We start from the raw sequence: 26,636 nt of genomic DNA on the forward strand, positions 1-26,636 counted from the left end.
ACGTGAAATTTCACGTCTTTTTAAATCCAAAACAAAGTTTATTTTAAATTAACTTGTTCTGATAAAGTACTTTTCAGCTTTCCGGCATCAGGATCATTGAAAACCTCAGCATCAAATTCATTTTCAGATTTTGCTACGATACAAGTAACGGTACAATCACCAGTTACATTCACCGCTGTTCGAACCATATCAAGTAATCTATCAACACCGATAATTAAGCCAATACCTTCTACTGGCAAACCAACTTGGTTAAGTACCATAGCTAACATTACTAAACCAACACCGGGTACTCCAGCTGTACCGATAGAAGCCAAAGTTGCAGTTACAACAACAGTGATATAGTCGGTGATAGATAAATCGATTCCATAAACCTGCGCAATAAAGACTGTCGCAACACCTTGCATAATTGCAGTGCCATCCATATTAATGGTTGCACCTAATGGCAGAGTGAACGAAGCAATTTTATTGTTCACACCCATTCGATGTTCAGCAGTTTCAATTGTCACTGGTAATGTCGCACTTGAACTTGCTGTACTGAATGCAAATAAGTGAACGTCACGAATTTTCTTAAGAAAAATGAAAGGATTTAGCCCCGATAGCACTTTCAGTAAAACCGGATAAACTACAAGTCCATGGAAAATAAGCACGCCTAATACAACGAAGAAGTATACAAGTAACTCTTTAAAGGCATTCTCGTCGACAGTCAAAGCAAGTTTTGCTATCAAAGCAAATACGCCATAAGGAGCAAGTTGCATAACCAGTGTCACAACTCGCATGATGATCTCATTAATGTCATCGAAGAAGGCTGCTACTCGTTTACCACGTTCACCAATGTGAGAAATCGCAAAACCGAAAATCACAGCAAAAATGATGATCTGTAGCATTTTTCCTTCAGTCATCGCTTTAATCGGATTGGTAGGAACAATATCAATAAGCACTTGGCTTAAACTTGGTGCCGCTTTAGCGGTATATTCAAGAGAGTCTGTGGCTAAAGAAGCGTTGCCGGGTTGAATTAACACAGTGGCAAAAATGGCTAATGAAATGGCTAGGCAGGTAGTGAACAAGTAAAAGCTGATGGTTTTACCACCTAAACGGCCTAGGCTACTTGGGTCACTTAAAGAACATGTTCCGCAAACGAGAGAAACAAAGACTAAAGGAACAACCAACATTTTAAGACAGCTGATGAAAATAGTACCCACAACATGAAGTAAGCCGTTGGTGATGTACTCGTCTACAAAGTTAGCTTCAGGTAACAAATGGCGCAAGCCAAATCCGAAAACTAAACCTACTAACATACCAATTAAAATTTTGGCTGTTAACCCAAGTTTGCTTGATTTTGTCAAAACTTAGCCCCTTATTTTAAAAATTTGTGAAGGCGTACGCAAGAATGCTGATGATGCTAGCAAGAAATAGATGTAATTGAAATCTTCGGTTAAAAAGCGAACTGTGAGTGAGTGAATAAAATTACGTAAAATGTAATCTAAACATTGCGATAAAGATGTGTTTTGGTAGCCTATATGTGTTTGGGAAAATAAAATGACAGGGAGACTGGCATGAAGTCAGGTTACAAAATAATACTATGGTTTTTTAGTGCGCTAATTCTAACTGCTTGTGGTGGTGGCGGTGATCTCAAGAAAGATGGGGAGACTGGTACAGGAAATGGTGTCCCCCCTCCGACTTCTTATCGAATTTCTCTTGAAACAAGTGATGTCTCGATATCTGAAGATTCTCCAGCTACTTTAACTGCGACTGTAACAGACAGTAATAATCAACCACAGTCAGGTCTTGCTGTTTCATTTTCTTTGGATAATGAACAAAGCGGAACTTTTAGCGTTGAAAACCAAAAAGTGGTAACTGATTCGAGCGGAATCGCAAGCATAAACTTATCAACAGGAAATATTGAAGGAGCTGCGACGGTTTCAGCGATGTTAGATGTTGATAATAATATAGTTGATACGGTTGTGGTTAATATGGCAGGTGATGCAGGCACTGGTCAATTAAGTATCGAACTGACGACAACAAACTCTAAAGTTTCCGCTGCGGCTCCAGCGATTTTAACTGCTTTAGTGACAAATGGTCGGGGTGAGCCACAGTCTCAGCAGTTAGTTGTTTTTACTCTATCTGATCCTGAACTTGGTGTGTTCGATGTTGCTAATCAAAAAGTTGTCACTGATGAATTAGGAAATGCAAGAATTGAATTGTCATCAAGCAATATCCAAGGTGCAACATCTGTAACTGTAAGCTTGGAGTCGAATACTGAAGTAAACGATAATATTGTTGTGACGATGAAGGGAGATGGTGGAAGTGGTAATGGAGCTCAAATAGCAGTAAGTATTGTAGGTGTAGATGGATCTCCAATAGACTCAATAAACTCCTTATCACAAGCTAGAGTGAGGGCGACAATTACGGGTATTAACCGTCGTGTAATTGTTACTTTCACATCAACAATAGGTAGTTTGCCCATTGCGACAGCTGCAACAGAAAATGGAGTTGCTGAAGTGCCTATTCGAGCAGGTAATGATATTGGTGCAGGTACTGTCACAGCAAGCATTGCATCAGGAGAGTTGGGCGAGTCAATTGTTGTAATTGGTGCCAGCGACTTATCTATGGGAAGCGGTGAACCATTTGTTTCGAACAGAGCTCAAGTTAGTATTAATGAAGTTTCAGCTGGAGGTACAGCGACTATTTCAGTTGAAATTAGAGATGAAGATGGAAACTTATTCACTCAACCAATTGATGTTAACTTTTCTTCCAGATGCTCTTCAATCACTTCTTCAGAAGCTTCAATTAGCTCTCCAGTGGCTACAATTAACGGTGTCGCTACTACGACATATAGAGCTCAAGGGTGTATAGGGGATGATCAAATAAGTGTAAATGCTAATGCAGGAGGGTTAATACTTAATGCCTCAGCAGTATTAAGAGTTTTACCTGCAGATGTTGGAAGTATAGTGTTTGTATCTTCAACTCCTGAAAGGTTAACGATTCTGGGGACAGGAAGCCTTGAATCATCAGATGTGAAGTTTAAGGTATTAGATAGAAATAATAACCCTGTTGCAAACCAACGAGTTAACTTCTCACTCAATACAGATTTAGGTGGAGTATCACTTGATCCTAGTACTGCGACAACTGACTCAGAAGGAGTGGTGATAACCACTGTAAGCACAGGTACCACAGCTACCTCTGTTAGAGTGACTGCAGAAATTGATGCTAGTTCACCAGTGATTTCTAGTCAGTCAAGTTTATTGGTGGTATCCACAGGAATTCCTGATCAAGATAGTTTTTCTTTGTCAGCAGAAGTGTTAAATGCGGAAGGTTGGAGCATCGATGGCAATAGAGTTCAAGTTACTGCACGCTTAGCAGATGCATCTAATAATCCAGCACCGGATGGGACTGATGTGGTATTCACAACTGAAGGTGGGGCAATAGGAACTGATGGTGATGATTCTGGAAGTAGCAAAGGAAGTTGTACAACAATTAATGGTGCTTGTAGCGTAATCTGGCGGAGTCAAAATACTCGCCCTGAAGGGATCAAGTTAATCAATGAACGTGGAGATCAAATAAATGATCCTGTTGCCGATTTAGCTTTAAACCTTGGAAATCATTATGGCCAAAAGTACGGCGGACGAGCAACTATCACTGCACATGCTCTCGGTGAAGAATCTTTTACTGATTCAAATAATAATGGACGATTCGACTCAATTGAAGCCAATCAATTTTTAAATGGTACAGATGTGAACGGAGAATCGTTCGATTTAGATGATGCATATACAGATTACAACGAAGATAGCGTATTTAACCATCCTGAATTGGGTGGGGACGTCGGGGAAGTTGGAGGAGAAAACGAAGAGTTAATCGACTTTAATAGTAACGGACGTTTTGATCGTAAGGATCGGAAATACAATGGTGTGCTTTGTGCGATAAATCCGGATGGATCATCGGCAAATGAACATTGTTCTGAAGAACAAAAATCAATCAGAATTCGTCGTAGTATTGTTATGGTTATGTCAGGTAGTAGGGCATTTGCGACTCGCCCTGAGAATATAACTATTGACGATTCCTTTGCAATGAATACTGATGAATCAATTGATATTCGTGGAGAAGGAAGTGCAACAGTGTATTTCACTATTTCTGATCTGCACAATCAACAAATGCCAGCTGGAACAACGGTTACTTTCACTGCTTCTGCTGGATCTGTTATCAGTAATTCCTCTTATATATGGCCAAGTAGTAACCATAATGGCGGGAGAAGTTTTGCTGTTACTATTAAAGGCGAGACAGAAGCAAATTCAGGAGTGTTTATTGTTAATGTAACCACCCCTGGAGATACTGAAAATGGAATTTTAGGCACCTCAACACAAGTAATTAGTATTCCAATTAACATTACAGTTCTTTAAAAGATTAATACCAATTACAGTAATTAAATGCTCAACTCAGAGCTATGTATGTGCGCAAAGTGCAATCGAAATTTATGAAGACATAGTTGTTACCGACATACAAAACTGTCGTTATTACATTGTTACTTCAAGACAATTTTGAGAAGTAATTTGAGCACATACAAGCTCCCTAAGGGCAAGGCTAAAGGGTTCCATTACTGCGTTACAAGCACTTGAATTATCCCGACAAAAGCACTAAGTGCGTTGAACGCCAGTTTTGTATGGCGGCCGTAGGGAATATAGTACTTCGAGCTTGTGCCTTGCACTGAAACCCTTTAGCTCTTGCTGAGTGAGAGATTAATTACTGTAATTGGTATAATCTTCAGTTTAAAATGAATCGAGAGTGCAAATACTTTGTTATTTGCACTTTTTTTTTACCTTGGTACATTTAAGTGTGGCTTTGGAACTGGGACGATTAAATGGTAAATGCGGAAATTAATAATGCAAGGGCTGTATATCTAACAGCCGAAGATCTTCGCGTGGCATCCTCAATAATCTATAACTCTTACTATGATGACCCATTCTTTACTGAGGCCTTAGGTGCAGAGAATAAATTAACTTATTCAAAAAAGTTACGCTCTGCAATTAGGGAAGAGTTAAATAGTCTTTGGCAACAAGAGCAGGCATTAATTGGTCTATTCGATGAAAGCCGAATGGTTGGAGTTGCTTGCGTAATGACTCAAGAGTTACCAGTAGGCGAAGACCGGTACTGGAATTGGCGACTAAAAATGGTTTTGGGAACAGGTTGGAAATCCACCCAAAGCATTATGGAAAAAGAATCATGTATACAAGATCATTTACCCAATAATAATTGTGGGGTAATTCAATTTATTGCTATTTCTCCAATAGAGCAAAGTAAAGGGTACGGAATAATCCTTGCGAATGCTGCATTAAGCTGGGGTGAAGAAAACCCTAGCATTAAAGGCATTGGGGTATTTGTAAATCAACAAGATCATTATGATCTTTTTTTAAAGGTGGGTTTTAAACCGTTAACTGAAGTGCAAATCTCCAATATAAAAGGGCATTTATTATTTGTTAATTGTTAATATTAGCTTTTTTCAGAAAGTAATACCAATTAGAGTAATTAACCTCCCACTCAGCAAGAGCTAAAGGATTTCAGTACAAGGCGCAAGTTTGAAGTACTATATACCCTAACGGCCGCCATACAAAGCTGGCGTTCAACGCACTTCGTGCTTTTGTCGGGATAATTCAAAAACTTGTAACCTAGTAATAGAATCCTTTAGCCTTGCCCTTCGGGAGCTTGTATGTGTCCAAATTACTACGCAAAACTGTCTCAACGTAGCAATGTAATAACGACAGTTTTGTATGTCGGTAATAACTATGTCTTCATTAATTTCACTTGTACTTTGAACACATACATAGCTCTGAGCTGGGAATTTAATTACTGTAGTTGATATAACTCATTCTAAATAGATTTTCAATGACTCTAAGTCACTTAAAATAAAATGCAATTTTTAGTTAACCTCATATTGAACAGGGTAAACGCATGAATGTTTTTCGAGTAAAACGGTAGACTTTATAGCCCGTCATTCCCATGACTTTGGGTATTCAAGTATAAGTCTCTAGATTACCGCTTTCGTGGGAGTGACGAAATTACCACGTGAAGTTGTTTATATATCACTCACTCGTGCGGTTGCTCTGTTATATTGGTTGTTCTTAATCTGCAGGAATATTGCTCTGGATAATAGAACAGCAAAATAAATATCAAAACAATATTTCCATTTTCACCCTGGAGCGTGTGAGATATATCTCACATGATTGTAAGACAAATATTTAGGTCGCATGCATTAATAGTCTAAGAATATTAACTCTAAATTAAAAAGCTATAAATAACAGTTAATTAACATTGTTATTTTGTTAAAAAAGGATAATTGAATTTTACTACCCTGTTACAATTTATTTTGTAACCTTTTTTTATCTTAAATTTGAACTATTATATGTTTCATAGGAAAGGCAATCAAAGCACTGGAAGCTCAGGATGAGTATCAGAGCAAATGGATAGCTGCTCTTAGGATAATACCGAGGAATTTGTTGATTTAGGATAAATCATCAAAGGTATAAGGAAAGTAATACAACGGATGTTGTAACAGTACGGACGTTGACTCAGTAGGGATACTGAGGGCATGGAAGATTAGATACAGGACGTGTCGATTCAGGATTGTCATGGACGTATTGTCAAGGATGAGTTTGCAAGGATGAAATAGGACACGCTCAGGATGGAGCACGCTTGGTCAAGGAATAACCAAGAAAAGGGAAAGTACGTAAGTACAAGGATTCAAGGATTGGTCACGGATGATGCAGGAAGCACATTAGACGCAAGGAAGGTGCAGGGAGCATAGTTATAGCAGGAAAGCTTAACAGAGAACCAGAAGGGCGAGATCGAAAGATCCCGCCCTTTCTTTTTAATATCTTTAACAGTTAAAGCATAGATTATTTACATAATCGATAAAAAATCAATGTAAAAGACTAACTCTTGCGACTACTGCAACTTGTTTTGCTGCCACAGCATCCACCAATCTTCCCTTTAGGCTCAGGAGCATGCTCCCATTCAGGCTCCGGAAATACAGGCCAGTTGATACTATGTATTCGATTATGGTGCATAATAAAATCTGATCTGAGCTGATTGATTCCATCTGTACTAAATTCCATTACAAACTTAGCTTTCCAACACAAGCCTGTAGCTCCCCCAATTGATGGGTGTGCTGAAGCCATTGCAACAGATAACAGTTGAACACGTTGTCTTGATGCTTCTCTTTCAGCGAACTTACGACTTGTTTCAGCCATTTGTCGTAATTGCCAAAAAAAAGCAGAAATAAGAAATATACCAAGAATTAATAGTAAATCAGTCATAGTTACGATGTTGCCTTAAACAAACCGCCAATGGCTTGTGATAATTGATTGCTGCGATCAGGGTTTCTTAATTCAGCAAGAACCTTATGTCTTAAGCTGGGTATAGCTACAATATCAGCAAATACTTGATTAAAAAAGTGTTGTGATTGATGTGCCAGAGCCTCTAAAAAAATGGTTCTTAATTCATCATCTCTTAATAAGCTCCAGTTTCTAGCTGCAATTGTGATTAACGCACTATCACTCAATTTATTTTGCTGGCTAAGAGATATGAATGCTTCGGAACTTGAAGCAAAGTGACTTGATAACGCTCGAAAAAAATACAATTGATATTCATTATCAGCAGAATAAAATTGAGTTAAAAGTCTATCAGCTAACTTTTCAGAAATAGAAATATTCTCTAAGCATTGGCATAAAGCGATTTTAACTTCAAGAGCTGCAGTTTCAAGACCAGACATTAAGTAGTTCTCGTGATTTAATTGATTATAACGAATACAAATATCAGCGATACCTTGAAGACCGACATCTTGCCAGTTTTCTTTCGCTATTTGGCCAGAAAGATATTGAACGGCAGTTTCATATTGGGAAGATGCAGGTAAATTGAGCTGTTTTCTTACTAGCGCGTTGAACACAGCTAATTTTTCTTGGGTTGGTTTAAAACTAAATGGATTGTTTGCTAGTGCTTGTTGCTGTTGTTCACTCAAATGCTGAGTAGGATCACGGCCTAATGCTTCTAAAATCATTTGAATGAACTGGGAACGAGCAGAAGGCAATAACAAACCTTGTTCATCTAAAGCTAATTTAACAAACCAGATGTAAGGCTGTTTTTCTTGATTCCAAAAAACAATTGCAAACTGAGCATGGCCTTGAATTGGAAAAGGATAAGGTGACTCTAACGATTCAATTTTTGAAAAAGTCATCATATCTATGTGTTGAACTTTACGGCCTAAATCATAGATTTGAAATTGAGTTTGAGCAGTGGTGAGAAACTGAGTCAGAGTGTTGATTTCGGTCATACGTAATACTGTTGTTTAGCTGCATATTTGGATACATTGTATCATTTGCTGGGTTAAACTCTAAGTTCTGTTTAGATGTAGTGCTGATGACAAATTTCATTCAGTATTTATTTTGTTGCTTTATTCTGGATATTGTACGAATGCGTCAAACTTGCAACTATCAATGGCAGAACGAAATTATGAGGGGATCTCTAGTGTTTCAATAAGGACTAAAAATGGTGGAGAACTGCCTGCTGTATATAGTCCTACTTGATTGACTTGTTTAACTTTCAACGCGACTACAACGACCGCAAAATCTTTTCCATAGATTTTCCCTTGGCAAGTTCATCAATCAATTTATCGAGATATCGAATTTTACGCATCAGTGGTTCTTCGATATCTTCAACATGAACCTCACATACAACCCCTTTTATGAGAGATACGTTGGAATTAATTGTTGGAGCCTCAGCAAAGAAAGTCGCTAAGTAATTTTCACTTTCAATCTGATTAGTCAGACCATTTGAATTATAACCTGTGAGCCAACAAATAATTTGGATGACTTCCGCTTCAGTTCTGCTATTTTTCTCAGCCTTTTGAACGTAGAGAGAATATATTTTTGAGAATACAAATGAAAAAGCTTTGTGATCAGACATCTCTTCACCTCATGAGAGTGCTAATGCCCCCAACTGTATAATTTATGACAATCTTTTAAGCAGATCTTTCATCTAAACTATTGTCTTAAAATTTGGCGACAGATCTGTAGAAAAAAGCTGACACAAACTTTTCCCGATTTAGATGATAATTTGCAGGCAATTCTAAAAAACCATACCGCTGGTGATCCTATGCGCCAAGATTTAAGGTGGACAAACCTGTCACGTCGACAAATATCTCGCAAGCTATACGCCAACGGAATACCCGCCAGTAAAACCTCGTTTCAAGATTATTGCGTCAGCAGGGTTTTCACCGTCGTAAGGCTCAGAAAGCCAAAACGATGAAACAACATGTCGATCGTAACGCTCAGTTTGAAAAACTGGCTCAACTGAAACAAGACTATCTTGATAAGGGGAAACCCGTCCTGAGTATCGATACAAAAAAGAAAGAACAATTAGGTAATTACTTTCGTGATGGAGTCACAGATTCCGCAGAGCCGGCAACCGTTAATGATCATGATTTTCCTAGTAATGGTCATGGTAAACTCATACCTCACGGCATCTACGACCTAAAAAATAATTGCTCGAATAGAGTTAGGTGCTGTGATTGATAAAGCCACAATAGAACGGCGAAGATGTGGTACGTCAACATTTACAGATGTAATGACATCAGATTCGTCATTGGTAGTAACAAGGCACTTTAGTGCCGATTGAGCCGCATATTTAGCGGAGTAAACGGCTTTACGAGAAACATTAAATTCATCAGAAAGAGAAGAAACTGCACCATGCACTTGGCAAGCGATAGTTTTTAAGAGAAGATCGAATTTGTCTGAGGAGTTAAGCGGTGTTCGGTCGAGTATCGGCATTTTATTTTGAGAATAGTTTTAGTCGGCTTATTATCTCAATAAATAACGTTTTTCTCCTCAGATTTTCTCATTTATTTGTTACCCGTATCTGATGGGTTCCAAAATGTTATAAAAATCATTATTTATCAGCCGGGTAGCAAGCTTCTCAGCGAGCATTGAGAAGCTTGGATCAGATATTGTTATCAATGACGCTCTAATCTTTGATGGTTGCGGCTTTCATTTGTTGGGTGAACTTGGCTAATTTATTTAACATAATATCAGGTTTTGATAGATTAGCGCTTATGATTTTCACTGTGGCTGATCCTGATATTGCTCCAGCAGCACCAGACTTTATCGCTTCTCGTACTTGCTCTGGTTGAGATATACCAAAACCAAGGATTGGAGGTGGTGCATCATGTTGATTTAAACTTGTTAAGATATTCTCTAAAGGCATACTGGCTTTGTTATCGGTTCCTGTTACGCCTGCGCGAGACAGCAAATAAGTATATCCTTCGCTATATTGACTCACTTTGGACAGTGTTTCTTCATCACCATTAGGTGGTGCAATAAATATTGGAGCAATATCATGAGCTTTTGCACTTTCTCTAAATTCTGCTGATGCTTCTACGGGCACGTCTGCGATTAATACAGAATCAACACCAGCTTTTTGGGCTTTTGAGTAAAAGTTATCGATGCCATTGGAATACACTAAGTTTGCATATAACAATAGTCCAATGGGTATATCGGGATACTTAGTGCGTATTTGCGTGATCAGTTCAAAGCATGAGTCCGGAGTAACGTGGGAATTTAGTGCACGAATGTTGGCCTGTTGGATAACAGGGCCGTCAGCTAATGGATCAGAGAAGGGGATGCCTAACTCCAAAGCATCGGCACCGTTTTCAATCAGTGTTTCGATTATTTTTTGAGAGAGCTTTAGATTTGGATCACCAATGGTAACAAAGGGAACAAAAGCAGCTTGATTTTTTGCTTCGAGTTGAGCAAATGAATGTTGATATCGGTTTGATGCAGTCATTACTTTTGCTCCATTTCATTCATTTTTTTAGATAAGATGTCAGAAACTGCGAAAATATCTTTGTCTCCACGGCCGGATAAATTAACGACTAACAGCATTTCTTTATCGGCATTTTTTGCAATTTTATAAGCATGTGCAAGAGCATGAGCAGATTCCAGAGCCGGAATGATGCCTTCGCTACGTGCTAGTACTTGGAAGGCTTCTAATGCTTCGTCATCAGTGGCTGAAACATAGGTACCACGACCTGTTGCATGTAAATGCGCATGTTGAGGGCCTATTGATGGAAAATCTAACCCTGCAGAAATTGAGTAAGATTCTTCAATTTGGCCATGCTCATCTTGCATCAACGGTGATTTCATGCCAAAAAAAATACCGTTACGGCCTTCAGTTAATGGGGCACCGTGCTGGTGGGTATCAATGCCTTTCCCTGCGGGCTCAACCCCAATAAGTTGGACGCTTGTTTCATCAATAAAATCAGCGAACATACCGATTGCATTTGAGCCTCCACCAATACATGCTACTACAGCATCTGGTAAACGGCCTTCACGTTGTTGAATTTGATGTTTCGTTTCTTCACCGATCATTTTCTGGAATTCACGGACAATCGTTGGATAAGGGTGTGGGCCTGCTGCTGTACCCAATAAATAATGTGCTGTTTCATAATTGCCTGTGTAATCTCGCATGGCTTCATTACAGGCATCTTTTAATGTTGCTGAGCCTGAAGTCACAGAAATAACTTCAGCCCCCATTAAACGCATGCGAAATACGTTTGGAGATTGACGCTCAATGTCTTTTGCGCCCATGTAAACGCGGCATTTCATATTTAAAAGTGCGCAAGCTAAAGCGGTAGCAACGCCATGTTGACCCGCGCCCGTTTCTGCGATGATTTCATTTATCCCCATTCGCTTTGCCAACAACGCTTGGCCTAGCACTTGGTTTGTTTTATGGGCTCCACCATGAAGCAAATCCTCACGTTTTAGATAAATTTTAACAAGCGGGTTTGGACTGAAGTTCTTAGTCAGCGTAAGCGCTGTCGGTCGACCAGCGTAATTTTTAAGTAATTCCGTAAATTCTTTCTGGAACTCAGGGTCATTACTGGCATCAATAAATGCTTGCTCAAGTTTCCGTAAAGCTGGCATTAGAGTTTGAGGTGTATATGCGCCGCCAAACTCTCCGAAAAATGGATTTAATTTAAACTGGGTCATTGTTGTATCCTAACTTAATATTGTCTGAGGGCACGAAAGGCTTGTTCAATCTTTTGTTTATCTTTTATTCCGGGTGCTGATTCTAAACCGGAGTTAAAATCTAACCCAAAGAACCCTTGTTGCATGGCGCTTATTGCATTTTCTGAATTTAAACCACCGGCTAACCATGATAATTGTTTGTCATCAATGACAGTGTTCCAGTCGAATGTTTCACCACTTCCACCAAATTGTGAGTCTGATTTGCTGTCATATAACTTTTGACTGATAGATGGGCTGGTAACTTGTTTAATTTCATTGTTGGCCGTGTCAACGGATATCGCTTTCCATATTTTTGTGTTGATGCTGTTTTTGTCAAAAAGTGCGCGAAGTTCGTCGATGTAAGTTTGTTCCTCACAACCATGTAATTGCACGGCATATAAGGAAAGTGTTTGCGCGGCTTTAATTATTACATTGTGAGATTGGTTTACAAATACACCCACGAATCGAAGACCTAAATGACTTTTTTGATGGTGCTCTGTAATCGCTTGAGCGTGTTTAAATGAAATACAGCGAGGTGATTTTTCGGCAAAAATTAAACCTGCATAACTTGCTCCAGCATTCGCTATGGCTGAGCTGTCTTCAATTCTTGTTATTCCGCAAACTTTATTGTGGCCGAAAATCAAAGTGCGACAAGCTAAATCAAGATCTTCTTCAGCCATCAAGGAGCTGCCCACTAAAAAGCCATTAACTAAAGGTGAAAGACGTTTGACCTGATCCGGAGTATAGATTCCCGACTCGCTAATAATAACGCGATCTTCAGGGATATTAGGCGCGAGGGCTTCAGTGGTCGCTAAATTAGTGCTGAGGTCACGTAAATTACGGTTGTTAATACCGATAATTTTGGCATCCAATTTAACGGCGCGTTCAAGTTCTTCTTGATTAGAAACCTCAGTCAAAATATCCAACTTGAACTGATTTGCTATGGAGGATAATGATGTGTACTGAGCGTCATCTAAAACCGATAGCATCAATAATATTGCGTCAGCACCATGATGTGCAGCAAGCTTAATTTGGTATTCATCAACAAAAAAGTCTTTACAGATAACTGGTTGATCGACCATTTGTCTCACTTGGGCTAAGTATGAAAAACTGCCTTGAAAAAATTGCTCGTCGGTTAATACTGAAACGGCTCCTGCATACTTGCGATATACACTAGTGATAAAGCCTAAATCGAAATTTTCACGGATCAACCCTTTAGAAGGGCTAGCTTTTTTGCATTCTAAAATGAAACTCGTATTCGGTGAGCTGAGTTCTTCAAAAAGGCTGCGAGTTGATACTTTGGGTGATAACTTTGTTTCAGGATATTGCAATTTTAGCTGGGCAATGTGTTCAGCTTTAGTGGAAACAATGCGTGTTAAAATGTTACTCATTACTTAGAATCCCCACCACAGCTAGCCGAAGCAAGTTGGGTTAGTTTTTGGAAAGGTGTACCAGAATTAATAGTGTCTAACGTGAGTTGCATGGCTTGCTGAATATTGTCGGCTTTTCCACTGATATATAAAGCACACGCAGCGTTTACGGCAACAGCGTGTGTATGTGATGATTGGCCTTTTCCTTGCAAAATGGCTGAAGTTATCGCGGCGTTGTCTTCAGGTGTTCTCCCAGTCAATTCATCAATCGAATAGGCGGTAGTTATGCCAAAATCTTTGGGCGTTAATTGATAACGGTTGAATTCACCATTATTGATTTCAGTTACCTGAGTGATCCCGTGAACGGCGACTTCATCAAGCCCACTTCCGTGTACGACCATTGCCCTTTTTACGCCCATAGAATTAAGTACTGTAGCAATAGGGTCGATAAGTTCAGGTGAATACACGCCCAGCAACATATAGTCAGGTCGAGAAGGGTTAATAAGCGGCCCTAAAATATTAAATATGGTTCGGGTTTTAAGTGCTTGCCTTACTGGAACTGCGTGTTTGAATCCACCGTGGTAATGTGGCGCAAAAAGAAAACAAATGTGATTATCCTTTAGGCTTTTACTGGCTGACTCTGGTGACATAGTAATGTCGATACCTAAGTGAGAAAGTAGATCCGATGAACCTGATTTACTGGAAACACTTCTACTACCATGCTTAGCTACTTTGGCACCAGCAGCAGCGGCAACGAAAGCTGCAGTGGTTGATATGTTAATTGTGTTATAGCCGTCACCGCCAGTTCCAACTAAATCAACCAACTCTTCCGAGGCTTCATACGGGAAGGGCTTAGCAGTCGCAATAGAAGCATCTGCAGCACCGCAAATTTCTTCAACCGTTTCGCCTTTCACTTTCAAAGCTGTGAGTAATCCAGCCAAGCTTATATCATCAATGTCGCCTTTAATAATGGCTGAAAACACTTCAGCACTTTCGTGACGAGTCAGCGAGTTTCCTTGATAGACTTTTTCGAATAATGATTGAATTTCGGTATTCATGAGGCTGACAATTCCTTAGTCAAAAAATTAATTGATTGAGTTAATAGATCACTGCCTAGAGTGGTGAGAATAGATTCTGGATGAAATTGAAATCCGACCGACTTGTGTTGTTTATGTGCAATGGCCATAGGTAAAGATTCGGTAAATGCAATAACTTCTAAAGACTCAGGCACTACAGTGGCAACTAAACTGTGATAACGACCAACGGGCAAAGGCGAGGGTAAGTCACCAAATACAGCGTGTTGAGTATGCGTAATTTGGCTGGCTTTACCGTGAACGACAGCTGGAGCGCGTTCTACTTTACCGCCATAGTGTTCGACTAATGCTTGGTGGCCTAAGCAAATCCCTAAGATAGGGACTTTACCTGCGACTTTTGATAATAAATCCATCATACACCCTGCTTGATTTGGTGCGCCTGGGCCGGGGGACAATACTAAGGCCGCATCATCTTCTGAAAGTAATTTAGTGGCAATAAAGTCAGGAGCAATGTTATTGCGGTAAATAACGACATCAAAATTTAAGCTTCGAAATTGGTCGACTAGGTTATAAGTAAATGAGTCAAAATTATCTAATAGGTAAAGTTTCATAGTCCACCTCCGATTTTTATCGCTGAAATAACTGCTTGAGCTTTTTGCCGTGTTTCGTCTGCTTCAGCTTGTGGATCAGAATCATAGACAACACCTGCACCAGCTTGAATATGCGCAACGCCATTTTTAACGTAAGCTGAACGAATTACAATGCAAGTATCCATGTCACCATTAGAGTTAATGTAACCTACTGCACCTCCATAACTGCCGCGACGTTGGCCTTCAACTTCTCTGATTAACTGAGACGCACGGACTTTAGGTGCGCCTGTTAGGGTTCCCATGTTCATACAGGCTTGATAAGCGTGCAATGCATCGAGTGATTCACGTAACTGGCCTGTAACTCGACTGACAAGGTGCATCACGTGTGAATAGCGATCGACTTTTAATAATTCAGCTACCTTGCGGGTACCGCTTTGACTAATTCGGGCTACATCATTTCGTGCTAAATCTACCAACATAAGGTGTTCTGATAATTCTTTTTGATCAAGTCTAAGCTCCAATTCAATTCGGCCATCTAAATCGAAATCAATTTGACCATCTTCCCTTTTTCCACGCTTACGAGTGCCAGCTATCGGATAAATTTCAACTTGATTTGTTTGGGCGTCGTATTTCAAAGCACTTTCAGGGGAGGCACCAAATAAAGTGAAATCAGGCCCATTAAAATAGAACATATAGGGACTTGGGTTCGTTTGCTTTAATGCTTGATAAGCACCTAGAGTGTTCGGACACGGTAAACTGAAACTACGTGACGGAACTATTTGAAATATATCACCAGCGATAATGTGTTGTTTTAGCGAGTTCACATTATTTTTGAATTCTGTGTCTGAAATATTTGTACTGACTTCGTTTTCAATTGTTGACGAATGGATCTGAGTTTGAAGCTTTTTTGCTTGATAAGTTAATTGCGCCACTCTTTCAGCCAGTTGCTCAGTGATAGTGGTGTCGTTCGAAAATGAATAGCTAATAATACACGACTGTTGAGTGGTGTGATCTACTTCTATTAAGGTTTCAGCGACATAAAATAAATAATCAGGGCAGTCATTGTCAGCATTTGGTACCTGTTGAAGTGGTTCGACTGTGTCAATTAAATCATAAGACAGTACACCTCCGAGAAATATAGGCTCAGCGTTTATTTTTGTGCGATTAAAATGCTGAATTAAAGCTCTTAGCCCATCAAGTGATGATGCGACAAGTAATCTTTCGTCTTCATCAAGTTGCTCTGTGGTAGGGGAAAGAGTAACTACCAACTCAGCACCCAATTCAGTTTTTGCTGTACTAATGATGGCTTCAGAGAAAAAATCAACAATCGTCGGCAATAACTTTTGACCATTATTACTCAATGCCGTGAATGTCAATTTAAAGCGGTCACAGCGGATCATGAGTGCGCTGTCTGTGACAATAATGCTTTTTAAATGATCTTTACTTTCAATTTCAGCTGACTCGAGCAGCATAGTGTGGCTGGCATTTTGAGTTAACCTTTGGTAAAGATTCAAAGGATCATCCTGATAAAGAATGCTCGATTTTTGTGTTGTCAGTTGAGCCTGAGTTGTCATATTCATGAGCCTGTTTTTCTCTAATGTTTCTTAGGGATCTAGCGATTTAAAGAGTACCAATCTTTGTCATGCCAACGAAGGCTGGTATCCAGTGACTTTTATAAAAAAAGCAAAGGCACTAGGGTCTGTTGATCTTTCAGAATTAAATTTTGTGCTATTTGAGCATTTATCTGTTCAAGGCGTGAGCAGTGATGCTTAGCCATCTAAGTGAGCTGGTCATAACATAGAACAGTGAATGCTCAAAAGCATCGAAGACAGCGTAAATTGGTCATTTCTGCTGCGTTATCGTTTTCTTATTTGGAATAACCAAACCTCACAAACTCTGCCTTGCATAAAATAACCAATTTATCGCTGCAAAAACAATCACGAAAGATCAACAGACCCTAGACTACCGACATACAAAACTGTCGTTACTTCGTTTCCAGCCTGCGCTGGAGTGACGAGAACTTATCGGTATACTTTCTTCCGAAACTTTCCTTAGACCGTTCTATTGTTTCCGCAGTTTCAATTTTAATAGTGCAATTTTCTTTCAGGCAACAAAAAAGCCCGCAAGTTGCGGGCTTTTTTGTTGAATGTGTCTCTTAATCTATTGAGCACACAGCTTCACACAACCCGCTAGTTTGGGAAGTGCCACCACCAACAGGTGTTTTGAGAAGCGAGTTGAATTTGCATAAATATTAGTTTGGTTGCTCAATTAATTTGAGTGATAGAAGACTATAAAATGTCGGTAATGTCAAGCACAATTGACGATAACTAATATCTATTACAGTAATTAAATGCTCAACTCAGAGCTATGTATGCGCACAAAGTACAAACGAAATTGGTGAAACCATAGTTATTACCGACATACAAAACTGTCGTTATTACATTGCTACGTTGAGATAATTTTGTGAAGTAATTTTTGCGCATACAAGCTCCCGAAGGGCAAGGCTAAAGGTTTCCATTACTGTGTTCCACGTTCTTGAATTATCTCGATAGTATTTCGAACATGCGCCTTGTACTGAAAACCTTTATCTCTTGCTGAGTGAGAGATTAATTACTGTAATTGGTATAAATTACTTAAAGTGTATATTTTATAGGTTGCATGGTATTTAGCTATTCATCAGATAAATCTACCAAGAGGCAAGTTCTTCACTAAGTTTTTGTCTATGCTGTTGCCATTAATAATGTTGACGGCCTAAAAAAGGATTAAGAAACCGACATTATCAAATGAAAATGCTTCAACTTTCGAAATTATAGTGTTCGAGCAATAATGATCTAAATATTTTTTCAGACGCTATTTCTATTATTTTCAGTTACAATAGCGTAATGAATGATGAATCAAAATTAGTTGACTTACATTGCCATACCACGGCATCTGACGGCCAGCTTACTCCTACTGAAATAATCAGAAGAGCCATAACCAATCAAGTCGATGTACTTGCTATCACCGATCACGATACAGTTTCAGGTTTGCGTGAAGCGCATGACTTTAATCGGCAACAAGATAACTCTATCGAATTGATAAATGGCATAGAAATATCTACTTGTTGGCATAACCACGATATTCATATTGTAGGTTTAAATGTCGATATTGAAGCCGATGAACTTGCCCAATTACAAAAGAGGCAGCGTGAATTAAGGGACATTCGTGCCCGTGAAATTGGGCGAAGATTAGAAAAAGCTGGTATCGAAAGTGCGTATGAAGGGGCTAAAGCACTAGCGGGTGATGCGGCATTGAGTCGCGGCCATTACGCTCGTTGGTTAGCTCATCATGGGTATGCTAAAGACACGCCCAGTGTATTTAAAAAATTTTTGTCACGAGGTAAAACGGGTTATGTACCCAATAATTGGCAAGATATGGAATCAGCGATCACACTTATCCATAACGTCGGTGGTCAGGCAGTATTAGCACACCCAAGTGGATATAAGTTTTCTGCAAAGTGGTTAAAACGTCTTGTAAGAGAGTTCAAGGAAGCTGGTGGAGATGCAATAGAGGTGGTTCAAGGACAACAGTCCATTGGCGATCGTTCTAATTTAATTGCGCTCAGTAATCAGAATCAACTTTTTGCTTCACTAGGAAGCGATTTTCATTTTCCAGGTGGCTGGTTAGATTTAGGTAAAAAATTGTTTCAACCACCCGGAGTTAATTGGATTTGGCACTCAGAAGGCTGGAATAAATGAGTCAATTTTTTTATGTACATGAAGAAAACCCGCAATCAAGATTAATCGTACAAGCCGTTCATATTTTGAAGCAGGGGGGGGTTGTTGTATATCCAACAGATTCAGGATACGCCATTGGTTGTTTAATTGGTGATAAGAATGCAATGACGAGAATTACGAGGATCAGGCAAATCGAAAATGACCACCATTTTTCATTGATGTGTCGTGATTTATCAGAATTGGCAACATATGCAAAAGTTGATAATCAAGCTTATCGATTATTGAAATCTTGTACGCCGGGGCCGTATACCTTTATTTTTAAAGCTACGAAAGAAGTGCCAAAGCGTCTGCAAACTTCCAAGAAAAAGACCATAGGGATACGAGTGCCAAGTAATATTATCGCTGCGGCCTTGCTGGAAGAACTTGATGCTCCTTTAATGTCGACAAGCCTAGTGATGCCAAATGAAGACTATGCAGAGTCGGATCCCGAAAATATAAGGGACATGTTAGAACACCAAGTGGATTTAATTATTCATGGTGGTTATTTAGGCGAAAACCCGACCACCGTAGTTGATATGTCGGAAGATACGATACAAGTTGTTCGTGAAGGTGCTGGTGATACAAGTATATTCATCTAATGTTGCTTTAAGTCGGAGACCGTTCCCGATATAATGCATAACTGATATTGAACGCTTCTCATGGATAAGGACTCGGATGCAGGTTGCTCAGCAAAGTTTGCCTTTAGCTACTGTTCGGGGTAAATCAGTTAGCGAAATGCCTGCGGATTTATTTATTCCTCCAGAAGCGCTTGAGGTATTTTTAGAAGCCTTTGAAGGACCTTTAGACTTACTACTTTATTTGATACGTAAACAAAAGTTTGATGTTGTTGACCTGCCTATCCAGCAAATAACCTCCCAGTATTTAGAGTACATTGAACTACTCACTGACGCTCGAATTGAGTTGGCTGCGGATTATCTCGTAATGGCGGCAACATTGGCAGAGATTAAATCAAGGCTGTTGCTTCCTAGACCTGAGTTTGATGAACACGATGAAGAAGATCCAAGAGCTCGATTAATCAGGCAACTCAAAGCTTATGAGACGATAAAAAATGCCTCATTAGAAATCGATGAGTTACCTAGATTAGAGCGGGATTTTCATCTTGCATCGGTAAAGGTAGCTAAAAATATTGAAGTGAAAGTACTCGCTCCTGATGTGTCGTTGAGTGATTTAGCTCAAGCGTTTTCGAATGTATTGAAGCGTGTTGAAGCTTATCAACATCATCACGTAAAGAAAGAAGCACTTTCGACGCGTGAGCGTATGATCCAGATCCTTGAATTACTGAATAGTGAGACTTACACACCGTTTCAAGCTTTATTCAGTGCTGAAGAGGGGCGAGCTGGCGCTGTCGTGAGTTTTTTGGCTTTAATGGAGTTAGTCAAAGAGATGTTAGTTGAGCTGGTTCAAGCAGAGCCGATGACAACGATACACGTAAGGGCATTTTAATCTAATGCAAATTAATGATATTCAGCTCAAACAGCTTATAGAAGCGAGTTTATTTGTACTTGATAAACCACAAACGATGACACAAATGAAAGACTCATTTTTGAGTAATTTTTCGGTGTCGAAAGATCGAATTAAAGCGGTGATATCAGAGTTAGAGCAAGATTATCAAGAAAGAGGTGTACAACTTGTCCAAGTAGCTGGTGGATATCGGTTCCAAACGGCAGAGTTTTTAAGTCCATTGTTGCAGTCACTGTGGCAAGAGAAAGCACCAAAATATTCAAGAGCGACATTAGAAACTTTAGCGGTAATTGCCTATCAGCAACCCGTGACACGTGGAGATGTTGAACAAGTTCGTGGCGTTACAGTAAGTAGCCATATAATTAAAACCTTATCAGACAGAAGCTGGATTAAGGTTGTTGGGCATAAAGAAGTTCCTGGTCGACCAGCACTGTATTCAACAACCAATGATTTTTTAGATTATTTCGGATTGCGAAATTTATCTGAATTACCTCAACTGTCTGATCCTGAATCATTACAAGCATTGTTTTCAGTGAGTGAATTGGTTCCAGATATAAAAGAAGAGTCTACTAATGAGTGAAAAATTGCAGAAAGTCTTGGCCCGAGCAGGCCATGGCTCCCGTCGTGAGATGGAGGCATGGATTGCTGCAGGTCGAGTTAGTATAGATGGAGAAATCGCAACCATTGGAGATAGGGTTGAATCTGACGCCAAAGTTCGTCTTGATGGCCGTCTAGTTTCAATAAAGTCAGCTGACGAAGTGATTTGTCGAGTACTTGCCTATCACAAGCCCGAAGGTGAGATTTGCAGTCGTAAAGATCCAGAAGGTCGTCCAACCGTTTTTGATCGTTTACCAAGAGTACGAGATGGTCGCTGGGTTGCTGTAGGGCGTTTAGACATCAATACTTCAGGTTTATTACTGTTTACATCAGATGGTGAATTAGCGAATAAGCTCATGCATCCATCTAATGAAGTTGAGCGAGAATATGCCGTAAGAACTTTTGGTCAGGTCGAAGATGCATCCGTTCAAAAGCTTAGGACAGGTGTGATGTTAGAAGACGGACCAGCTAAGTTTGATAAAGTGAAACCAGCGGGTGGTGAAGGCATTAACCAATGGTGGCACGTGACGTTGAAAGAAGGGCGAAATCGAGAAGTTCGTCGTCTTTGGGAATCACAAGAAGTTCAAGTCAGCCGCTTGATCCGTATTCGTTATGGCATGATTGATTTGCCTAAAAGCTTACCAAGAGGCGGTTGGATTGAACTACCTATGGAGCAAGTTAACTATCTACGTAGAATGGCAGATCTGGAGCCTGAAACAAGAAGTATAATAGGCACGGATAAACATAGTATTGCGCGCACAAAAATCAAAAGTGCAAAAATACGCCGTGAAGTAAGAAAGCAGAAAACAGCGAAAGCGACAACACGTAACAAATCGGCTCGTCAAAGAGGTTAATTGTTAATCGCGTATTAAATTTTATTTAAAAAAAGGAGCCGATGGCTCCTTTTTTTAATGGGTTAGTTAACTATTGAGCGTTTAACTCTTTTCCATTAACGTCTTTGGAATCACTGCACATTAAGTAAGCATAAGAGGGCATGATCTCTTCTGGTGTTTTCAATGTCATAGGGTCTTCACCTGGGTAAGCTTGAGCTCTCATTCCTGTGCGTGTTGCACCTGGATTAATACTATTAACGCGTATATTAGTGCCTTCACATTCATCGGCAAGGACTTGCATCATGCCTTCTGTCGCAAATTTAGAGAAGGCATAAGGCCCCCAATAGGCTCTGCCATTGCGGCCAGCACCGCTGGAAGTAAAAATTATTGATGCTGAATCTGATTTTCGCATCAGAGGAAGTAGAGCTTTTGTAAGCATGACTTGGGCTGTAACGTTCACCTTAAGCACGTCTTCTAGTGAAGAAATGTCAATGTGCTCAAATGGCCCTAAGGCCCCTAAAAGGCTGGCATTATGTAATAAACCATTGAGCTTGCCAAATTGCTCTTGGATGGTATCAGCCATGTCTCGGTAATTTTGTTCAGTAGCACCCTTTAGATCAAGAGGCACAATTGCGGGTTTAGCATAACCCGCAGTTTCTATTTCATCGTAAACAGCTTCGAGCTTTTTGACTGTTTTCCCTAATAAAATTACCGTGGCACCACATTCAGCATACTTTAAAGCAGCCGCTCGACCAATACCTGCACCAGCGCCTGTAACAAGGATAATCTGTCCAGCTAAGCTATCGGATGCTGCTTGAAATTCTAACATGAGTAATTATCTCCAAATCACGGGAATGCCCGTCTACTCTGACCTATATAAAAAACATTGGTTGCGTTTTAAACGTGTGATTAAATAACCTTCAATTATATGCTAGATGAATGTAACAAACTTATAGCGTGGATCACATTTTTGGGTTACGGTAAATCACAAATTAAGGACAACTTATAGTCCTATATGGTCTCAAATATTTACTATAGAGACCAACCTTTGGGGAAAAATAATTATTTCAACCAGATTTGAGGAGAAAAAATGAAAAAGCTCTTATTGAGTGCTGTGATTGCATCCACCTTGGGGTTGACCGCGTGTGGTGGTGACAGTGTAGATAAAATTGATGATTCAACAGTTCCGCTCATCCCTCAGTCACATCTTGTGTTTGATCCAACGAATGCAAAATTACCTTTACCAAATGATCTACTTTTTAGTGGAACACAAGATGGCACCTTAAACATTCCAGGGGAAGAAACAGGTGATTTTGCCAATCCACAAATAGCACTGGGCGCTCTTGATGGTTGGTCACTCACACAACCTATTTCAATAAACGTAGATTTGCCTAAATTTGACCGTGATGGTACACCGATAGAATTAAGCATTACAGAATCTAGCGTACAGCAACCAGGCGCGGTAAGAGTATTTGAAGCTACGACAGGTGGGCCATTATCATCAGATCCAGAATGTACAAGTGCACCATCATTAACAGCGTGTAAACTTGGTGATGAATTGCAATTTGGTGTTGATTTTGTCACAGCGGTGTCTGGGAGCAGCATTGCAATCGTACCCATTAAGCCATTAAAAGCTGAACAGTCTTACCTCTACGTAACTACGGATAAAATCATGGACTCAGAAGGGCGATCGATTGCCGCTTCTGCCACTTATAATTTACTTAAGTTGGATTTAGCAACACAACCACTCGGTAGTGACGCGCAAAAACAATTACAAGGCGTTGTTAATAATTATGAAAATAGCTTACAAGCTGCCCATGATGTTGACCCTGACTCCATAACCTATGCAGGAATGTTCACTACACAATCAATAGGCAAAGTTTTAGAAGTTACTAAAGCTAAAATGGCGCAAGACTTTTTAGCTGGATTACCAGTCGCCGCTGGTGGACAAGGTGGTGACTTTGGACCATATGCTCCTCTCGTTATGCCTAGAAGTGTTAAACCACTTTTTAATGGTGATGGAAGTATTAAGAATGCTGCTGATGTTTTAGGGATAGAAGATCCACTTCAAAGAGGTTTGTTAGAGAGCGCACTAGTGTTTACTGCAAAGTTACGTTTGCCGATTTTTAGTGCCTGCTCATCACAGAAATGTGGTACTCGTGCAGCTCCCGACGTTAATGGCATGTGGCATGCCCAAGGTGACAGTCCAATAGCCGTATTGTCAGCACTTCAGTCAGGCAAATTAACTCAAGCTGAGTATGGAGCTCAAGCCGTTGCTCAAGGGATTTCAGATCCTGTTGCAGCATTAAGTAACCCTGCTTTGTTAGTCGGTAAACAGTTCAAATTAGCCGATGGAACTTCTGTTGACACTCAAAAGCAGTTGACTAGATTTAATCCATTACCAGCACTGCAACTTGATGAAAATGGTGCACCGGTTTATGAAACAGTAGATGTTCAAATTACAATTCCAAAATTAGCGGAAGGTGAAACACCACCTGCAGGTGGTTTTCCTGTCGCTATTGCAATGCATGGACTCGGTGCAGCTAAGGAAAGTAATTTAGCCTTTTCAGGACTATTTGCGTTATCTGATGATGAAAAGTCGGAAGTGGCGACAATATCTATCGATATGCCTTTGCATAATAAACGCTCTTTCTCTGGGGATGGGAGCTCGAATTATGTGGTGAGTTCTACAGAGGCTGATGTTGCAGAGACATTAGGTCTTGAAGGTGATTTTACAAGGGGGACGCCTTTAGCATTCGTAAATGTGAGTAGTCCACTTTCAATTACGAGTAATTTCCGCCAAGCAACCATTGATCATTTGGCGTTAAGACTTGTCTTACCGGTTATTGCTCAAAATATTGCTCTAAATCCTCAGCTTGCACAATATGCAATTAATCCTCAAAACCCTACGGTACTAGGTCTAAGCTTGGGTGCAATCGTAACAACTGATTTTTCTGTTCTCGCTAAAAGTGGATTACGCAATCCATTTACCGATGAAGTATTACCAAACCCTTATGACATTAAGAGCGCTTCTTTAGTGGCTCCAGGCTCAGGATTAGCGGGATCTTTTGCCAGTTCACCAACCTTTGGGCATTTGCTCTATAACAATATAATTACTCGCCCAGAGTTTATTCAACTTGTGAATACGGCTAATACCAATGGTGCAGAAGCAAGCAGTGCAGAATATGAAGCCATTCAACATGCCGTTTATCAAGGTTTCGTTCCACAATTAGGATTTGCAGTACAAACGGTCCTTGATAAAATTGATCCGATTAGTCACGCCGCTGCTTTAAAAGCATCGGAGCTTCCTGTTCATGTTATTGAGATTGTAGGTGATGGTTCACCTAACAATTTACCTGATCAGGTTTTACCTAACCGATTTAATGGGTTGTCAATTGACCAGTCTGGAACAGTGTTACCTTTAGCAGGATTCCCTTTATCCGGCACTGAACCATTTATTGCTGCCTTGGGATTACCTTGTGTCGATACTACAACAGAAGGCTCAGGAGCTGTGCGGTTTGTTAAAGGCCATCATTCTTCTTTAATCAGTCCTACTGCAGACACTTTAGATGTGACGCTTGCGATGCAGCAACAAGTATTTAAATTTTCAGAGTCTGCTCATGATGGAAATGCACAAATATTTGTTGATGAAAATAGCTCACCTTTGCTTAAAGGCTGCTCTGATTAAAATTTAGAGACATAATAAAAGCCCAGCAATAATTGCTGGGTTTTTTTATTGCTAAATAGACTGTTAGAATAGCAAAAGCAATAATCTCGTTTAAGATCGGTCAACTGGAGTTTCATTTGGAATTTTTATATGAATATGGCTTATTTTTAGCCAAAGCAATCACTTTTGTTATTGTAATATTAGCAATAGTAACAATCGTTATTTCAGCATCATCCAAACAAAAGCATGGTAAAGGTGAGTTGAAGATCACTAACCTAACTGATCAATTAGAATCGTTAACTCACGAACTTAAACATGAATTGATGGATAAAAAACAGTTCAAAGCTTATGAGAAATCATTAAAGTCAGATAAGAAGAACAAAGACAAAACGACAAAAAATGAAGAATTAAAGCCTAAAACTTTCGTCGTTAACTTTAAAGGCAGCATTGACGCGAATGAAGTTTCTTCTTTAAGAGAGGAGATAACTGCGATTTTAGCTGTAGCAACAAAAGCTGACGAAGTGATTGTGAATGTTGAGAGTGGCGGCGGAATGGTTCATGGTTATGGCTTAGCATCAAGTCAACTCGACCGTGTTCGTCAAGCTGGAATCCATCTAAGCGTTTGTGTTGATAAAGTCGCGGCCAGTGGCGGTTACATGATGGCTTGTGTCGCCAATAAAGTTTATGCAGCGCCTTTTGCAATTATCGGTTCTATCGGTGTTGTAGCGCAAATTCCTAACTTTAATCGCTTGCTGAAAAAGCATGATATTGATTATGAGCAGCACACTGCAGGTGACTTTAAACGAACATTGACCTTATTTGGTGAAAACACCGATGAAGGAAGGGTTAAATTTCAGAAAGAATTAGAAGAAACCCATGTATTGTTTAAAGAGTTTGTGGGTAAGTATCGCCCTGAACTTTCGGTAGAGAAAATAGCCACTGGTGAGCATTGGTATGGTCAACAAGCTATTGATCTTGGTTTGGTTGATGAAATATTAACCAGTGATGATGTCATTATGAATTTGGCTAAACAACGCGACGTTTATAAAGTTCAATATCAAATTAAGAAGAAACTGTCTGATAAGTTCGCTCATGGTGTTTCTCTTTCTATAAACGCATTATTTAATCGATTAGCTGAAAAAAATCACAGTATATAAGCGACTAATACAACTGTAATTGGCTTAAGGGATGTCGCAGTTCAAATAATACCAATTTAAATTTCAACGCTTAATTTGTCATACCTGCGAACGCAGGTATCCAG

Annotated in this window: 21 protein-coding genes and 1 pseudogene; 10 read left to right on the forward strand and 12 right to left on the reverse strand. The window is 39.7% G+C overall.

All coding sequences use genetic code 11. From position 1 onward, the window contains the following. Window positions 1-38: 38 nt before the first annotated feature. A complete protein-coding gene (locus E2I05_RS08110) occupies window positions 39-1,343 on the reverse strand; it encodes a dicarboxylate/amino acid:cation symporter (RefSeq protein ID WP_121851731.1) in 1,305 nt (434 codons plus the stop codon). 210 nt (window positions 1,344-1,553) lie between these two features. Here E2I05_RS08110 and E2I05_RS08115 point away from each other — a divergent pair, with 210 nt between their 5' ends. Both E2I05_RS08115 and E2I05_RS08120 read left to right on the forward strand, forming a co-directional pair. Beyond that, on the forward strand, window positions 1,554-4,394 hold the full coding sequence (locus E2I05_RS08115; protein WP_121851730.1) for an Ig-like domain-containing protein: 2,841 nt from the start codon (window positions 1,554-1,556) through the stop codon (window positions 4,392-4,394). 458 nt (window positions 4,395-4,852) lie between these two features. Continuing rightward, entirely contained in the window at window positions 4,853-5,479 is a 627-nt protein-coding gene (locus tag E2I05_RS08120; RefSeq protein ID WP_121851729.1) for a GNAT family N-acetyltransferase, read from the forward strand. 1,441 nt (window positions 5,480-6,920) lie between these two features. Here the strand turns inward: E2I05_RS08120 and E2I05_RS08125 are convergent. The 3 genes from E2I05_RS08125 to E2I05_RS08135 form a co-directional block, all read right to left on the reverse strand. Then, window positions 6,921-7,304 carry a DUF3301 domain-containing protein gene (locus tag E2I05_RS08125; RefSeq protein ID WP_121851728.1) on the reverse strand — a complete coding sequence of 128 codons (384 nt, stop codon included), beginning with the start codon at window positions 7,302-7,304 and terminating at the stop codon, window positions 6,921-6,923. A 2-nt stretch (window positions 7,305-7,306) separates the two neighbouring features. Continuing rightward, window positions 7,307-8,317 (reverse strand): DUF3549 family protein, encoded by a 1,011-nt coding sequence (locus E2I05_RS08130; protein ID WP_121851727.1) that lies wholly within the window; start codon window positions 8,315-8,317, stop codon window positions 7,307-7,309. A gap of 278 nt (window positions 8,318-8,595) precedes the next feature. Further along, a complete protein-coding gene (locus E2I05_RS08135; protein WP_121851726.1) occupies window positions 8,596-8,949 on the reverse strand; it encodes a DUF2200 domain-containing protein in 354 nt (117 codons plus the stop codon). 189 nt (window positions 8,950-9,138) lie between these two features. On the opposite strand from E2I05_RS08135, the pseudogene E2I05_RS08145 reads away from it, so the two are divergent. Further along, window positions 9,139-9,557, forward strand: a pseudogene (locus tag E2I05_RS08145) (ISAzo13-like element transposase-related protein). Here the strand turns inward: E2I05_RS08145 and E2I05_RS08150 are convergent. The 7 genes from E2I05_RS08150 to E2I05_RS08180 form a co-directional block, all read right to left on the reverse strand. Then, a complete protein-coding gene (locus E2I05_RS08150; RefSeq protein WP_121851723.1) occupies window positions 9,516-9,812 on the reverse strand; it encodes a hypothetical protein in 297 nt (98 codons plus the stop codon). The pseudogene E2I05_RS08145 and the gene E2I05_RS08150 sit on opposite strands and share 42 nt — an antisense overlap. 193 nt (window positions 9,813-10,005) lie before the next feature. Then, window positions 10,006-10,824, reverse strand: coding sequence for a tryptophan synthase subunit alpha (gene trpA, locus E2I05_RS08155; protein ID WP_121851722.1), 819 nt, complete (start codon window positions 10,822-10,824; stop codon window positions 10,006-10,008). Further along, window positions 10,824-12,029, reverse strand: a complete 1,206-nt coding sequence (gene trpB / locus E2I05_RS08160; RefSeq protein WP_121851721.1) for a tryptophan synthase subunit beta — start codon at window positions 12,027-12,029, stop codon at window positions 10,824-10,826. The genes trpA and trpB overlap by 1 nt, the downstream gene beginning before the upstream one ends. A 14-nt stretch (window positions 12,030-12,043) precedes the next feature. Then, window positions 12,044-13,438 (reverse strand): bifunctional indole-3-glycerol-phosphate synthase TrpC/phosphoribosylanthranilate isomerase TrpF, encoded by a 1,395-nt coding sequence (gene trpCF, locus E2I05_RS08165; RefSeq protein WP_121851720.1) that lies wholly within the window; start codon window positions 13,436-13,438, stop codon window positions 12,044-12,046. Further along, window positions 13,438-14,475, reverse strand: a complete 1,038-nt coding sequence (gene trpD, locus E2I05_RS08170) for an anthranilate phosphoribosyltransferase (protein ID WP_121851719.1) — start codon at window positions 14,473-14,475, stop codon at window positions 13,438-13,440. The genes trpCF and trpD overlap by 1 nt, the downstream gene beginning before the upstream one ends. Then, a complete protein-coding gene (locus E2I05_RS08175) occupies window positions 14,472-15,062 on the reverse strand; it encodes an aminodeoxychorismate/anthranilate synthase component II (protein ID WP_133309565.1) in 591 nt (196 codons plus the stop codon). Before E2I05_RS08175 ends, trpD begins: the two co-directional genes overlap by 4 nt. Then, a complete protein-coding gene (locus E2I05_RS08180; protein ID WP_121851717.1) occupies window positions 15,059-16,621 on the reverse strand; it encodes an anthranilate synthase component 1 in 1,563 nt (520 codons plus the stop codon). The genes E2I05_RS08175 and E2I05_RS08180 overlap by 4 nt, the downstream gene beginning before the upstream one ends. A 1,302-nt stretch (window positions 16,622-17,923) precedes the next feature. On the opposite strand from E2I05_RS08180, the gene rnm reads away from it, so the two are divergent. The 5 genes from rnm to rluB all read left to right on the forward strand — a co-directional run bounded on the left by rnm (window position 17,924) and on the right by rluB (window position 21,729). Then, window positions 17,924-18,778, forward strand: coding sequence for an RNase RNM (gene rnm, locus E2I05_RS08185; RefSeq protein ID WP_121851716.1), 855 nt, complete (start codon window positions 17,924-17,926; stop codon window positions 18,776-18,778). Then, a complete protein-coding gene (locus E2I05_RS08190) occupies window positions 18,775-19,395 on the forward strand; it encodes an L-threonylcarbamoyladenylate synthase (protein ID WP_121851715.1) in 621 nt (206 codons plus the stop codon). The genes rnm and E2I05_RS08190 overlap by 4 nt, the downstream gene beginning before the upstream one ends. A 76-nt stretch (window positions 19,396-19,471) precedes the next feature. Continuing rightward, window positions 19,472-20,260, forward strand: a complete 789-nt coding sequence (locus E2I05_RS08195) for a segregation and condensation protein A (protein WP_121851714.1) — start codon at window positions 19,472-19,474, stop codon at window positions 20,258-20,260. A gap of 4 nt (window positions 20,261-20,264) precedes the next feature. After that, complete coding sequence (gene scpB / locus E2I05_RS08200) at window positions 20,265-20,858, forward strand: SMC-Scp complex subunit ScpB (RefSeq protein ID WP_121851713.1); 594 nt, start codon at window positions 20,265-20,267, stop codon at window positions 20,856-20,858. Then, entirely contained in the window at window positions 20,851-21,729 is an 879-nt protein-coding gene (gene rluB / locus E2I05_RS08205; protein WP_121851712.1) for a 23S rRNA pseudouridine(2605) synthase RluB, read from the forward strand. Before scpB ends, rluB begins: the two co-directional genes overlap by 8 nt. A 70-nt stretch (window positions 21,730-21,799) precedes the next feature. Here rluB and E2I05_RS08210 read toward each other — a convergent pair whose 3' ends face one another. Beyond that, on the reverse strand, window positions 21,800-22,537 hold the full coding sequence (locus E2I05_RS08210) for a YciK family oxidoreductase (protein WP_121851711.1): 738 nt from the start codon (window positions 22,535-22,537) through the stop codon (window positions 21,800-21,802). A 261-nt stretch (window positions 22,538-22,798) separates the two neighbouring features. On the opposite strand from E2I05_RS08210, the gene E2I05_RS08215 reads away from it, so the two are divergent. Together E2I05_RS08215 and sohB are read left to right on the forward strand one after the other, a co-directional pair. Then, window positions 22,799-25,396, forward strand: coding sequence for a VolA/Pla-1 family phospholipase (locus tag E2I05_RS08215; RefSeq protein WP_121851710.1), 2,598 nt, complete (start codon window positions 22,799-22,801; stop codon window positions 25,394-25,396). Between the two features lie 116 nt (window positions 25,397-25,512). Further along, window positions 25,513-26,532, forward strand: a complete 1,020-nt coding sequence (sohB, locus tag E2I05_RS08220) for a protease SohB (RefSeq protein ID WP_121851709.1) — start codon at window positions 25,513-25,515, stop codon at window positions 26,530-26,532. Window positions 26,533-26,636: the final 104 nt, after the last annotated feature.

Origin of the sequence: Parashewanella spongiae (assembly GCF_004358345.1) — a bacterium.
In the GTDB taxonomy this organism is placed as follows: Bacteria; Pseudomonadota; Gammaproteobacteria; order Enterobacterales; family Shewanellaceae; genus Parashewanella; species Parashewanella spongiae.

Bases quoted from the DNA above. Each gene is read 5' to 3' on its own strand.
- E2I05_RS08115 (WP_121851730.1), top strand. From the start codon at position 1,554: ATGAAGTCAGGTTACAAAATAATACTATGGTTTTTTAGTGCGCTAATT.
- E2I05_RS08120 (WP_121851729.1), top strand. From the start codon at position 4,853: ATGGTAAATGCGGAAATTAATAATGCAAGGGCTGTATATCTAACAGCC.
- E2I05_RS08125 (WP_121851728.1), bottom strand. From the start codon at position 7,304: ATGACTGATTTACTATTAATTCTTGGTATATTTCTTATTTCTGCTTTT.
- E2I05_RS08130 (WP_121851727.1), bottom strand. From the start codon at position 8,317: ATGACCGAAATCAACACTCTGACTCAGTTTCTCACCACTGCTCAAACT.
- E2I05_RS08135 (WP_121851726.1), bottom strand. From the start codon at position 8,949: ATGTCTGATCACAAAGCTTTTTCATTTGTATTCTCAAAAATATATTCT.
- E2I05_RS08150 (WP_121851723.1), bottom strand. From the start codon at position 9,812: ATGCCGATACTCGACCGAACACCGCTTAACTCCTCAGACAAATTCGAT.
- trpA (WP_121851722.1), bottom strand. From the start codon at position 10,824: ATGACTGCATCAAACCGATATCAACATTCATTTGCTCAACTCGAAGCA.
- trpB (WP_121851721.1), bottom strand. From the start codon at position 12,029: ATGACCCAGTTTAAATTAAATCCATTTTTCGGAGAGTTTGGCGGCGCA.
- trpCF (WP_121851720.1), bottom strand. From the start codon at position 13,438: ATGAGTAACATTTTAACACGCATTGTTTCCACTAAAGCTGAACACATT.
- trpD (WP_121851719.1), bottom strand. From the start codon at position 14,475: ATGAATACCGAAATTCAATCATTATTCGAAAAAGTCTATCAAGGAAAC.
- E2I05_RS08175 (WP_133309565.1), bottom strand. From the start codon at position 15,062: ATGAAACTTTACCTATTAGATAATTTTGACTCATTTACTTATAACCTA.
- E2I05_RS08180 (WP_121851717.1), bottom strand. From the start codon at position 16,621: ATGAATATGACAACTCAGGCTCAACTGACAACACAAAAATCGAGCATT.
- rnm (WP_121851716.1), top strand. From the start codon at position 17,924: ATGAATGATGAATCAAAATTAGTTGACTTACATTGCCATACCACGGCA.
- E2I05_RS08190 (WP_121851715.1), top strand. From the start codon at position 18,775: ATGAGTCAATTTTTTTATGTACATGAAGAAAACCCGCAATCAAGATTA.
- E2I05_RS08195 (WP_121851714.1), top strand. From the start codon at position 19,472: ATGCAGGTTGCTCAGCAAAGTTTGCCTTTAGCTACTGTTCGGGGTAAA.
- scpB (WP_121851713.1), top strand. From the start codon at position 20,265: ATGCAAATTAATGATATTCAGCTCAAACAGCTTATAGAAGCGAGTTTA.
- rluB (WP_121851712.1), top strand. From the start codon at position 20,851: ATGAGTGAAAAATTGCAGAAAGTCTTGGCCCGAGCAGGCCATGGCTCC.
- E2I05_RS08210 (WP_121851711.1), bottom strand. From the start codon at position 22,537: ATGTTAGAATTTCAAGCAGCATCCGATAGCTTAGCTGGACAGATTATC.
- E2I05_RS08215 (WP_121851710.1), top strand. From the start codon at position 22,799: ATGAAAAAGCTCTTATTGAGTGCTGTGATTGCATCCACCTTGGGGTTG.